Source organism: Rhizorhabdus dicambivorans (assembly GCF_002355275.1).
Classification (GTDB): Bacteria; Pseudomonadota; Alphaproteobacteria; order Sphingomonadales; family Sphingomonadaceae; genus Rhizorhabdus; species Rhizorhabdus dicambivorans.
Genome location: NZ_CP023449.1, coordinates 535,155 through 546,886, shown reverse-complemented (window position 1 = coordinate 546,886; position 11,732 = coordinate 535,155). Strand labels below are relative to the sequence as shown.

General features: G+C 67.2%; 12 protein-coding genes. 5 read left to right on the top strand and 7 right to left on the bottom strand.

What is annotated here, in order from left to right; all coding sequences use genetic code 11:
* Nucleotide 1 precedes the first annotated feature (1 nt).
* Nucleotides 2-688 (bottom strand): 2,3-diphosphoglycerate-dependent phosphoglycerate mutase, encoded by a 687-nt coding sequence (gpmA, locus tag CMV14_RS02605; RefSeq protein ID WP_066969702.1) that lies wholly within the window; start codon nt 686-688, stop codon nt 2-4.
* A 118-nt stretch (nt 689-806) separates the two neighbouring features.
* Between gpmA and CMV14_RS02600 the strand changes: the two genes are divergently transcribed.
* From CMV14_RS02600 to CMV14_RS02590, 3 genes are all read left to right on the top strand, one after another.
* Nucleotides 807-1,511 (top strand): dienelactone hydrolase family protein, encoded by a 705-nt coding sequence (locus CMV14_RS02600; RefSeq protein WP_066969704.1) that lies wholly within the window; start codon nt 807-809, stop codon nt 1,509-1,511.
* Between the two features lie 190 nt (nt 1,512-1,701).
* On the top strand, nt 1,702-4,383 hold the full coding sequence (gene ppc, locus CMV14_RS02595; RefSeq protein ID WP_066969672.1) for a phosphoenolpyruvate carboxylase: 2,682 nt from the start codon (nt 1,702-1,704) through the stop codon (nt 4,381-4,383).
* 64 nt (nt 4,384-4,447) lie between these two features.
* Nucleotides 4,448-4,846: a hypothetical protein gene (locus tag CMV14_RS02590; RefSeq protein WP_139114809.1), complete on the top strand. Its 399-nt coding sequence runs from the start codon at nt 4,448-4,450 to the stop codon at nt 4,844-4,846.
* A 128-nt stretch (nt 4,847-4,974) separates the two neighbouring features.
* Here CMV14_RS02590 and CMV14_RS02585 read toward each other — a convergent pair whose 3' ends face one another.
* A complete protein-coding gene (locus CMV14_RS02585; protein ID WP_066969676.1) occupies nt 4,975-5,748 on the bottom strand; it encodes a methyltransferase domain-containing protein in 774 nt (257 codons plus the stop codon).
* Between the two features lie 113 nt (nt 5,749-5,861).
* Between CMV14_RS02585 and CMV14_RS02580 the strand changes: the two genes are divergently transcribed.
* Both CMV14_RS02580 and bfr read left to right on the top strand, forming a co-directional pair.
* Nucleotides 5,862-6,032: a (2Fe-2S)-binding protein gene (locus CMV14_RS02580; protein WP_066969677.1), complete on the top strand. Its 171-nt coding sequence runs from the start codon at nt 5,862-5,864 to the stop codon at nt 6,030-6,032.
* 214 nt (nt 6,033-6,246) lie between these two features.
* Nucleotides 6,247-6,726, top strand: coding sequence for a bacterioferritin (gene bfr / locus CMV14_RS02575; protein WP_066969706.1), 480 nt, complete (start codon nt 6,247-6,249; stop codon nt 6,724-6,726).
* Between the two features lie 170 nt (nt 6,727-6,896).
* Here bfr and CMV14_RS02570 read toward each other — a convergent pair whose 3' ends face one another.
* The 5 genes from CMV14_RS02570 to CMV14_RS02550 form a co-directional block, all read right to left on the bottom strand.
* On the bottom strand, nt 6,897-7,331 hold the full coding sequence (locus tag CMV14_RS02570) for an Hpt domain-containing protein (RefSeq protein WP_238147170.1): 435 nt from the start codon (nt 7,329-7,331) through the stop codon (nt 6,897-6,899).
* Between the two features lie 133 nt (nt 7,332-7,464).
* The gene (locus tag CMV14_RS02565) at nt 7,465-7,683 is read right to left on the bottom strand and encodes a sulfurtransferase TusA family protein (RefSeq protein WP_066969680.1); all 219 of its coding nucleotides are present in this window, start codon (nt 7,681-7,683) and stop codon (nt 7,465-7,467) included.
* Nucleotide 7,684: 1 nt separating this feature from the next.
* Nucleotides 7,685-9,052 (bottom strand): ribosome biogenesis GTPase Der, encoded by a 1,368-nt coding sequence (der, locus tag CMV14_RS02560; RefSeq protein WP_066969682.1) that lies wholly within the window; start codon nt 9,050-9,052, stop codon nt 7,685-7,687.
* A gap of 99 nt (nt 9,053-9,151) precedes the next feature.
* The gene (locus CMV14_RS02555) at nt 9,152-11,092 is read right to left on the bottom strand and encodes an ATP-binding protein (RefSeq protein ID WP_066969684.1); all 1,941 of its coding nucleotides are present in this window, start codon (nt 11,090-11,092) and stop codon (nt 9,152-9,154) included.
* 160 nt (nt 11,093-11,252) lie between these two features.
* Complete coding sequence (locus tag CMV14_RS02550; RefSeq protein WP_066969686.1) at nt 11,253-11,624, bottom strand: YbaN family protein; 372 nt, start codon at nt 11,622-11,624, stop codon at nt 11,253-11,255.
* Nucleotides 11,625-11,732: the final 108 nt, after the last annotated feature.

Sequence of the window (11,732 nt, the reverse complement as noted above, 5' to 3'; positions counted from 1 at the left end):
TCTACCGTTCCGACAGATAATAGCGATCCTTCGCGCTCAGATCGTCGTTCAGCTCATAGACGATCGGCTGGCCGGTCGGGATCTCCAGTTCGGTGATCTCGTCGTCGGGGATGTGCGAGAGATGCTTGACCAGCGCACGCAGCGAATTGCCGTGCGCGGAGATCACGACCCGCTTGCCCGCCTTCAGGTCGGGCGCGATCCGCGCCTCCCAATAGGGCAGCACGCGGGCGATCGTGTCCTTCAAGCTCTCGGTCGAGGGGATGGCGATGCCGGCATAGCGGCGGTCGGCGGCGAGATCGAACTCCCCGCCCGGCTCCAGCACCGGCGGGGGGATATCGAAGCTGCGGCGCCAGATCTTGACCTGATCATCGCCATGCTTCGCCGCGGTCTCGGCCTTGTTGAGGCCGGTCAGCCCGCCATAATGGCGCTCGTTGAGCCGCCAGTCCTTCTCGACCGGCAGCCACAGCCGGCCCATCGCCTCCAGCGCCAGGTTCAGCGTCTTGATCGCGCGGGTCTGGAAGCTGGTATAGCATTGATCGAAATCGAGGCCCTTGGCGGCCATCAGCTCGCCCGCCGCCTGGGCCTCGGCGATACCCTGTTCGGTCAGGTTGACGTCCCACCAGCCGGTGAAGCGGTTTTCGAGATTCCAGGCCGACTGGCCGTGGCGGATCAGGACGAGGGTGGGCATCATTTCCCCTTATGCGCGACGGAAGGGGCCTCTTAGTGGCCGAACAGCTTTCTGTCACCCTTGCAATGGCGGAATGAGCGGCGAAAAGGGCCTCCACACAGCCTCGGAGTCCGCCGCCATGTCGATCGCCACAAAGCCCGTCCGCTACGAGCATGGCGGCGTCGCCTTCGAGGCCTTTGCCGCCTGGGACGACACCAGCGACGCGACGCGCCCGATAGTGCTGGTCGCCAGCACGGTGATGGGGCGCAGCCGTTTCGAGGAGGGCAAGGCCCGCAGCCTGGCCGAACTCGGCTATGTCGGCGTGGCGATCGATCTCTACGGGGTCGATAAATGGACCACCGACATGGAGAAGGCCCGCGTCTGGATGGACGCACTGAACGCCGATCGCGGCCTGCTGCGCGACCGGCTGCTCGCCGCGCTGCAGGCCGCGCGCGACAGCGGCGCCCCCGCCGATCCGGCGCGGGTGGCGGCGATCGGCTTCTGCTTCGGCGGCAAATGCGTGCTCGACCTTGCCCGCAGCGGCGCCGATGTCGCGGGGGTGGCGAGCTTCCATGGCCTTTATGACGCCCCGCCCTTCCCCCATGGCGACATCAAGGCGAAGATCCTGGTCCTCCACGGCTGGGACGACCCGCTCGATCCGCCCGAGACGGTGTTGGGGCTGGCCAGGGAGCTGACCGAGGCGGGCGCCGACTGGCAGATCAACAGCTATGGCCACACCGTCCACGCCTTCACCAACCCGGCGCGCGAGGGGATGTACAACCCCGACAGCGACCGGCGCAGCTGGCTGGCGATGCGGAACTTCCTGGAGGAACTGTTCGGGTAAGACGCCAACGGACGTCACCCCAGCGAAGGCTGGGGTCCATGTCTCTCAACAGCCAGATGTCATCTGATGGGAAGACAGACATGGATGCCAGCCTTCGCTGGCATGACGTTAAGGGCAATGGGACTGATCTATAGCGATTCCGGTATCGTCACCCATTGACCTCACTTTTATTGCGGCGCAGCATCCGCGCATGTCCAGCGCACCGCCGATCACCCAGAACCCCGACATCCGCTTCCTCGGCCGCCTGCTCGGCGACGTGATCAAGGCCTATGGGGGAGAGGCGCTGTTCCGGCGGATCGAATATATCCGCTCGGCCTCGGTCGATCGGGCGCGCGGGATCGTCGGCAGCCAGGAGATCGACTCGGGCCTCGACGCGCTGACCCTCGACGATACGCTCGCCTTCGTGCGCGGCTTCATGCTGTTCTCGATGCTCGCCAACCTTGCCGAGGACCGGCAGGGCGTCACCGCCGAGCCGGGCGCCGACGTCGGCGCCGCGCTGGACCGGCTGGAGAAGCAGGGCATTTCCCGATCCAAGGTTGTGGAGATGCTGGAGACCGCACTGATCGCCCCGGTGCTGACCGCCCACCCGACCGAGGTGCGGCGCAAGTCGATGATCGATCATCGCAACAAGATATCCGAACTGATGATCCTGAAGGACATCGGCCGGGTCGAAACCGTCGATGGCGACCTGATCGACCAGGCGATCTACCGCCAGATCGCGCTGCTGTGGCAGACCCGCCCCTTGCGCCGCGAACGGCTCTATGTCGCCGACGAGGTCGAGACCGCGCTGGCCTATCTGCGCGACATCTTCCTGCCGACCCTGCCCGCGCTCTATTCGCGCTGGGGCCGCGCGCTGGGCCATCGCCCGGCGAGCTTCCTGCGCCCCGGCACCTGGATCGGCGGCGATCGCGACGGCAACCCGTTCGTCACCGCCGATTCGCTGCGGCTGGCGCTGTCGCGCGCGGCCGAGACGGTGGTGGGCTATTATCTGAAGGAGCTGCACGAGCTGGGCGCCGAACTGTCGATCTCGACGGAGCTGGCCGAGGTGACCTGGGAGGTGGAGAAGCTGGCCGAGGCATCGGGTGACAAGAGCTCGACCCGCAGCGACGAGCCCTATCGCCGCGCGATCACCGGCATCTATTCGCGCCTGTCCAAGACCTATCAGCAGCTGACCGGCCGCACGCCCGCCCGCCTGCCGTTCAGCGAGGCCGAGCATGGCGCCTATCAGGACCCCGCCTCGCTGCGCGCCGACCTGGTCGAGATCGCCCATGCGCTCAACCGCACCGGCGCGGGATCGCTGTCGGGCAATGGTGCGCTGGGCCGGCTGATCCGCGCGGTCGAGACTTTCGGCTTCCACCTCGCCACGCTCGACATGCGCCAGAATGCCGACGTCCATGAACGGGTCGTCGCCGACCTGCTGAAGGTCGCCGGGGTCGAGGCCGATTATCTCGCGCTGGACGAGGCGGCGCGGGTGGCGCTGCTGCGCTCCGAACTGGCATCGAAGCGCCTGCTGCGCACCCCGTTCGGCGCCTATGCCGAGGAGACGCTGTCGGAGCTGGCGATCGTCGAGGCTGCCGCCGAGGCGCACCGGCTGTACGGCCCGCAGGCGATCACCACCTACCTCATCTCCAAGGCCGACAATGTCTCGGACATGCTGGAGGTGAACATCCTGCTCAAGGAAGCGGGGCTCTACGTGCCGGGCGATCCCCCGGCTGCGGCGATCATGGCGGTGCCGCTGTTCGAGACGATCGGCGACCTCGAACGCGCGCCCGAGGTGATGACCCGCTATTTCGGCCTGCCCGAGGTCGCCGCGATCACCGCCGCGCGCGGCCATCAGGAGGTGATGGTCGGCTATTCGGATTCGAACAAGGACGGCGGCTACCTCACCTCGGTCTGGAGCCTGCACGAGGCATCGAGCGCGCTGCGCAAGGTGTTCGCCGAGGCCGGCACCGCGATCCAGCTGTTCCACGGCCGGGGCGGCGCCGTCGGGCGCGGCGGCGGATCGAGCTTCGCCGCGATCCTCGCCCAGCCGCACGGCACCGTGCAGGGCCGCATCCGCATCACCGAGCAGGGCGAGGTGATCGCCGCCAAATATGGCACCCGCGAGAGCGCGGCCGCCAATCTGGAGGCGATGACCTCCGCCACCCTGCTCGCGACGCTGGAGGAGGAGAGCCTCAGGCCCGAGGACCGCAAGCGCTTCTTCGCGGCGATGGACGACATTTCGGGCCGCGCCTTCAAGGCCTATCGCGGGCTGGTGTACGAGACCGAGGGTTTCCGGACCTTCTTCCGCCAGATGACCCCGATCGCCGAGATCGCCGACCTGAAGATCGGATCGCGCCCGGCCAGCCGCACCAAAAGCGACCGGATCGAGGATCTGCGCGCCATCCCCTGGGTGTTCAGCTGGGCGCAGGCGCGGGTGATGCTGCCGGGCTGGTACGGCGTCGGCCATGGCCTGAAGGGCCACAAGGACATCGGCCTGCTGCGCGAAATGCTGGAGGCCTGGCCCTTCTTCCAGTCGACCCTCGCCAATCTGGAGATGGTGCTCGCCAAGTCGGACATGGACCTGGCTGAGCGCTATGTCGCGCTGGTCGAGGATCAGGCGATGGGCAAGGCGATCTTCGGCGAGATACGCGACGGCTGGGAGCGGAGCCAGGAGGCGCTGCTGTCGATCACGCGGCAGACACGGCTGCTCCAGAAGAACCCGTCGCTCGACCAGTCGATCCGGCTGCGCCTGCCCTATATCGAGCCGCTCAACCTGCTCCAGATCGAACTGCTCAAGCGCCACCGCGCCGGCGAAGACGATCCCCGGGTGCGCGAGGGCATCCAGCTCTCGATCAACGCGATCGCGACGGCGCTGAGGAACAGCGGGTAGGCAGGCGCCTCTCCCTCTCCCATCTTCATGGGAGAGGGCTTAAGAAATGAAGACGGAGGTAAGCGTGCGTTCTAGAATCCTGGCCTTCGCCGCCCTCCTCCTCGCCACCCCGACCCTCGCCGAAGTGCCGCTCGATCCCGGCCAGACCGCGACCGTCCGGCTCAGCCCGCAGCGCGACCTGGTCTATCCGGTGGCGCCGCCGTTCACCCAGCCGCCGGCCAACCATGGCGCGATCCTCGGCGTCGATATCGACGAGCCCGGCCGCTACCATGTGTCGCTCGGCGCCAAGGGGTGGATCGAGCTTATCCGCGACGGCAAGCCGGTGCCCTCGGTCGGCCATGGCCATGGCGCGGCGGGATCGGGCGTTGCCAAGATCGTCGATTTCGATCTGGCCGTCGGCCACTATACCATCGCGCTTTCGGGCATGGCCGAAGGCGAGGCCGCGATCACCGTATCGCGCTGATCACGGAGCCTTTTCTGCCGCTGACGGGTTCTATCCTCTCCATGTGAGGACCCTGTCATGCGTTCCATCCTGCTCTGGCTGATCGGCATACCGATCCCGCTGATCCTGCTGCTCGCCTTCTGCACCCATCAGTTCTGAGGCGATATCAGGCAGAAGCCGATACGATAGGTGACGCGGCGCGGCCCCGCATCGAATCGGGCCATAGCCCGGCGCAGCGCGGCGGGGGCGAGCGGGCGGTAGCCGGGTGCGGGCGTGCCCGCGCCGATCGCCTTGAGCCGGCGCAGGAAGCCGCGCCCGTCGCTTTCCTCCTGGACGATGTCGGCGATCGCGACGTCGGCGGAAAAGCCGGGAGGCGCGAGCCGGGCCAGCGCATCGGCATCGGGATAGGCCGGCGTGCCCGACGGAAGCCCTTCCTGCCGCAGGGCATCCTCCCATTCGGCGAAGCTGCCCGCCGCCATCGTCGCGAAGGCGAGCAGGCCGCCGGCCCGCAGCCGGCGCGCCAGCCGCTCCACCGCGCCCGGCAGATCGGCGAACCACTGGAAGGCCATGCTCGATGCGATCAGGTCGAACTCGCCGAGCGCGGGATCGAGCGCCTCGCCGTCGATCACCCGCCAGTCGGCATCGATCGCCAGGCCCGTCCGTGCCCGCCGCACCATCGCCGGGGCGATATCGCTGACGGTCCAGTCCGCCGCGCCGATCGAGGCGGCCAGCGCATGGGTGAGGAAGCCGGTGCCGCATCCCAGCTCCAGGATACGCGGCCGGGCCGGCAGGGACGCCGCCGCGATTCGCTGGGCGAGCATCGTCGCGGCGCGCGCCTGCGCGTCGGCGGCTGCGGCATAGCCTTCCGCGCGATCGAAGGCGGCGGCGATCCGGATCCGGCGCGAGGGAGGCGTGGCGGTCATCGGCGGCGCTAGAGCAGGCCTGCGCCCGCCATGCAAGCGATGCGACGAACCGCGTGCAAACACTATTGATAGTCAGTCGCAATAGCGCTATCTGGTGATTCGAGAGGTGCTGCATGGTTGTATGTGTCTGCAATGCGATCAGGGAAACCGAGGTGCGCGACGCCGTCCGCAAGGGCGCGACCTGCCCGCGCAGCGCCTATGAGGCGCTGGGGCGCCGTCCCCGCTGCGGCCAGTGCCTGCCTTTCGCCCGCAGCATCGTCGAGGAAGAATCGGTCGCGGCCTGATCCGCGCACACTTCCGCGATGACGAGGCCGCCTCCGGGCGGCCTTTTCGTTCGTGCGAATGAATCACAACAGCGGCCCTATCGCTGATTGCGAATGAATAACGATTTCAACTATTTGTTTTTATTAGCTTATTTTGGAACAAGCAACTTGCCCGGCCTTTTAATCGGTACGCATCTATATTAGGACGCGAGCCGATATCATTGTGGAGGCCAAGATGAAGGGTGACGCGAAAGTCATCGAGATCCTCAACGAGACGCTCAAGAACGAGCTGACCGCGATCAACCAGTATTTCCTCCACTACCGGATGCTGGAGCATTGGGGGATCGAGAAGCTCGCCAAGTTCGAATATGGCGAATCGATCGACGAGATGAAGCATGCCGACCGGCTGGCGAAACGCATCCTGTTCCTCGACGGCCTGCCCAATTTCCAGCTGCTCGGCCGGCTGCGCATCGGCGAGACGGTCGAGGAGATATTGAAGGCCGATCTGGCGCTGGAGAATGAGGCGATCCCGCAGCTGCGCGACGGCATCGCCTATTGCGAGCAGGTCCGCGACTACATCTCCCGCGACCTGCTCCAGTCGATCCTCGATTCGGAAGAGGAGCATGTCGACCATCTCGAGACCCAGTTCGAGATGATCGAGCGGATGGGCATCCAGAACTACATCCAGCTGCAGAGCAAGGCACTGGAGGAGTGAAGGCGATCAGTCCGAACGCGGCTCCCAAAGCGAGCCGCACCATTTAGGCAATAGAGACATGGACCCCAGCCTGCGCTGGGGGGACGCCTGTTGAAACAGCGTACCTACATACTGACCCCCTCCCGCCAGGAAGGGGGTCAGCCGCGTTTATCTCTGGAAAATCTTGAGGCTCAGCCCGCCTTGCGGCCGAAGCCGGCGGCGGCGGGGCGGCGGATCATCGGGACGGCGGCGGTCTTGGCCAGGGCGCGCTCGAAATGGGACAGCGTCTCGATCAGCAGCGGGCGCAGCTGGAGGATCTCGGCGTCGAGCTTGTCGGGGGCGCTGTGCTCCTCGACGCAGCGGCGCGCGCTATGTTCGATATGCTCGGCCAGCTTGCCAAGCGCCTCGCCGCCGAACTGGAGCGAATCGCCCTTCAGCGTGTGCGCCGGGCGGACCATCGAGACGGCGTCGCGCAGCTTGTAGGCCTGCTCGACCGCGACCACGCATTTCGCGGCATCGTCGCGATAATAGCCCAGGATCTTGGTGAAATCATTGCCGATCAGGGCACGCGTCTGGTCGAACGTCGTCCAGTTCACCACCCCGTTGCCGCTCTGCACCATGCCCATGTCCCGTTCGCCATCCTGGCTGCCCGGGAAGGAACATAGGGCAGGGGCGTAAATGACAGGTTACCGGCATGGTCTTGTTTAGCCCCGGTTTTCGGCTTTCGTTACGGCATCAGAAACTATTTCGGCGGAGGCGTCAGACTTTGGTCGAAGCGACGATCCAGCCATGCGCTTCGCCCGCCGCCACGACATCCCACCCCTGCGCCGCGGCAAGCGCAGCGATCTCGCCGGGCGCGATCGGATCATCGGCGAGAATCAGGACCGGTCCGCCGCCCAGCTCGCGCATCGCCCGCGCAAGCCGCAGCACCGGCCAGGGACAGCGCATCCCGCGCGCATCGACGCGGACCGGCACCATTTCAGTCGAACGGGTTCTTGGGCGCCCGGACGGTCAGCCGCACGGGCACCGCGCCGAAGCCCAGTTCGCGGCGGATGCCGTTGACCAGATAGCGCTTGTAGCTCTCCGGCAGCTGATCGACCCGCGTGCCGAACAGCACGAAGCTGGGCGGGCGGGTGCGCGCCTGGGTCAGGTAGCGCAGCTTGATCCGCCTGCCGCCGGGGGCGGGCGGCGGATTGGCCTCGATCGCCTTTTCGAACCAGCGGTTGAGCTGGCCGGTCGAGACGCGCTTCGACCAGGCCTCGCGGGTCTCGTGCGCGACCTGGAGCAGCTGGTCGATGCCGCGCCCGGTCTCGCCCGAGACGGTGAGCAGCGGCAGGCCCTTGACCTGCGCCAGCCCCTCGTCGAGCGCCGCGCGCACCCCCTGGAAAAGCGAGGGGGGGTCCTGCGCCACATCCCATTTGCTCAGCGCGATGATGAGCGCGCGGCCCTCCTGCAGCACCTTGTCGGCGATGCGCAGGTCCTGCGCCTCCAGCCCCAGCGTCGCATCGAGCAGCAGCACGACGACCTCGGCGAAGTCGACCGCGCGCAGGCCGTCGGCGACCGACAGCTTCTCCAGCTTGTCCTGCACCTTGGCGCGCTTGCGCATGCCGGCGGTATCGATCAGCCGGATCGGGCGGATCTCGCCATCGGGCGCCTTCCAGTCCCAGTCGATCGCGATCGAATCGCGGGTGATGCCGGCCTCGGGCCCGGTGATCATCCGCTGTTCGCCGAGGATCTTGTTGATCAGCGTCGACTTGCCGGCATTGGGACGGCCGACGATGGCGAGCTTGAGCGGGCCGCTCGCCTCCTCATCGTCGTCCGCGTCCTCCGCGAACTCGTCCTCCTCGCGGTCGACATGCGGGCGCAGCGCCTCGAACAGGTCGACGATCCCTTCGCCATGCTCGGCCGAGAAGGGAACCGGATCGCCGAGGCCCAGGTTGAACGCCTCCAGCACGCCATGCTCGGCGGCCTTGCCTTCAGCCTTGTTGGCGAGGACGACCACCGGCGTATCCTCACCGCGCAGCCAGTTGGCGATCTCCTCGTCGAGCGGGGTGAGCCCGGCGCGCGCGTCGATCATGAACAGCGCGACATCGGCGTCGCGTACCGCCGCCTGGGTCTGCGCGCGCATCCGGCCGGGCAGGGTCTGCGGGTCGTCGGTCTCGAAACCGGCGGTGTCGATGATCTTGAAGTCCATGCCGAGCAGGGAGGCGTCGCCCTCGCGCCGGTCGCGCGTCACGCCCGGCTGGTCGTCGACCAGCGCCAGCTTCTTGCCGACCAGACGGTTGAACAGCGTCGACTTGCCGACGTTCGGACGGCCGACGATCGCGACGGTGGGTAAATCTTTCATGGGACCGCGCCAATAGCGGGATTATGCGACCCCGTCACCAACGAGTCGCACCCTGCCCATCCGAACCTGGATCGGATGGAGCCGGCGCGACGATACCGCCTAGTTCTTGCGCCTGCCGAAATCGGGCTCCACCACATTGTCGATCGCATGGGCGATTGCGCTGGGCACCGAGCCGAATTCCGCGTGGAGCAGCGCCGCCAGCGCCTTGGCCTGCTCGAACAGTTCGTCGAGCAGCGCGGGCGGGCATTCGTGGCGGGTGCATTGCCGGCCGATCGCGGCGAGAAGGCGCGACAGGCTGAACGTGCCGAAGCTGTCGAGCAGCGAGCGCAGCGCCTCCGCCTCCGCCGCCGCCAGCTCCCAGGCCTGGCCCCGCACCGCCGCCCCGATGCGCTGCGGCCGATCGCTGACGTCGAACAGCAGCATCTTCATCAGCACGGCGGCGTCTTCATAGCCGGCATTCTCGACCAGCACATTGAGGCGTTCGCGGTTGAAGCTGTCGCCGCCGGCGATATCGGGGCCGGTGGGCTTGCGCCGCATCTTGGCGATCATTTCCAGCAGCTGCGCGGAGACGATCGGCTTGGGCAGGAAACTGTCGATGCCGGCATCGAAATAGACGCGCCGCCGCTCGGGCGCCGAATCGGCGCTGATCGCCAGGATCGGGGTGTTCGAGGCGGGGGGATCCAGCGAGCGGATCGCCCGGGTCGCGGCGATGCCGTCCAGCTCGGGCATCTGCATGTCCATCAGGATCAGGTCGAACGGCTGTCCGGAGATCGCGCCCAGCGCCTTGCGCCCGTCCTCGACCGCGACGACCTGGTGGCCCTCGCGGGTCAGCAGCCCGGCCATCAGCCGGCGGTTGATCGGATTGTCCTCGGCCAGCAGGATGCGCATCGGGCCGGTCGGAACCGCTTCGGCCGCGGCGCGGACCGCATCGGCGTCAGCGCGCTTGAACGGCAGTTCGACCGAGAAGGTCGTGCCCTTGCCGGGATCGCTCGCCACCGCGATCGACCCGCCCATCGCCTCGGCGAGCTGCTGGCTGATCGCAAGGCCGAGGCCGGTGCGGCCCTGCATCCGCAGCCGCGCCGCATCGGCCTGCTCCGAGCGGGAGAAGATTCGGCCCAGCGCCTCCTCGCCCAGCCCCTGGCCGCTGTCGCGGACGATGATCATCCAGTAATCGGCCTTGTCGTCGGACCGGGTCGGCGAGAGGCCGACCGAGACGCTGCCGGTCTCGGTGAACTTGATGGCATTGCCGATCAGGTTCGACAGCAATTGCTGGAGCCGCGCGGGATCGCCCTTCAGGATCGCGGGATCGCCGTCCAGCCCATGGACGTCGAGGCTGAGCCCCTTGGCCGCGGCGGTGCCATTGAACAGGTCCACCGTGGTGCGGACCACCGACTTCAGGTCGAAGTTGATGCTTTCGATCACGACGCGGCCAGCCTCGACCCTGGTATAATCGAGCATGTCGTCGACCACGCTCATCACCGTCGAGGCGCCCTGGCTGAGATTGGCGAGCAGCGCGGCACGCTGGGCATCACTCGGATCGCGGCGCAGCTGGTCGATCGCGGTTAGCACGCCGTGCATCGGGGTGCGGATCTCGTGGCTCATCACCTCGAGCATCTCGGCCTTGGTGCGTTCGGCGGCGCGAGCCTGATCCCGTGCCGCGATCAGCGCCCGCTCGCCCTCGACCTCCTCGGTCACGTCGCGCAATATGCCGATCATCTCGCCCTCGCCCTCACGCTGGGCGGCGACCTCGATGTGCACGAGCCGGCCGTCGGGACGGATCCAGCGAAACCGGGTGGGCGGCATGGTGCCGGTGCGCGCCGCCTCGCCGACCGCGAACTCCACCTTGTCGAGATCGTCGGGATGATAATGGGCGCGGAACAGGTCGGGGCCGGGCGCCGCATCGGGCGCGATCCCCAGGATGCGGTACATCTGGGGCGACCAGGAGAAGTTGTTCCTGCTGCGATCGGAGCGCCAATAGCCGAGCCCCGCAAGCGTCTCCGCAAGCGTCAGCAGGCGACCGGCGTCGGCTGGGCTCTCCATCGGACTCGAACTGCTCCCCTGCGGCTAAGCGCCGCTCTTCGAAGCCTTTTAGTTACAGATTGCGGTTAAGGGAAAGGCGTTGATGTAAACTTTCGTTAAATGGTGAACGCCAGTGCCGCATGCCGCAACGTCGTTGCGCAGGCGGGCCCGCGCGGTGCTTTCAGGCGTCGGGCCGCGTCGCCACATAGGCCGCGCAGGCGATCAGCGCGGCGGCGACGATCAGGTCGATCCACCACAGCGGATCGACGGTGAACAGCAGCACCGCATAGCCGCCCGCCATGCTGACGATCGCGACGATCTTCGCCGTGCGCGGAATCGCGCCACGCTCGCGCCAGCGGCGGATCGACGGGCCGAACCATTGATGGTCGAGCAGCCAGGCCTCGAAGCGCGGGCTGGAATGGCTGAAGCAGCCGGCGGCAAGGATCAGGAAGATCGTCGTCGGCATCACCGGCAGCACCGCGCCGATGAAGCCCAGCGCCACCATCATCCAGCCGAGCAGGAACCAGCCCCAGCGTTTGATGGGGGATTTCATGGGCAAGCATCCGGACGCCGCGCCCCGCCTGAACCGTCATGCCGGACCTGTTTCAGCATCCACCCGTCATCCGCGCCGTCCTCTCCCGTGAAACGGTGGATCCTGCAA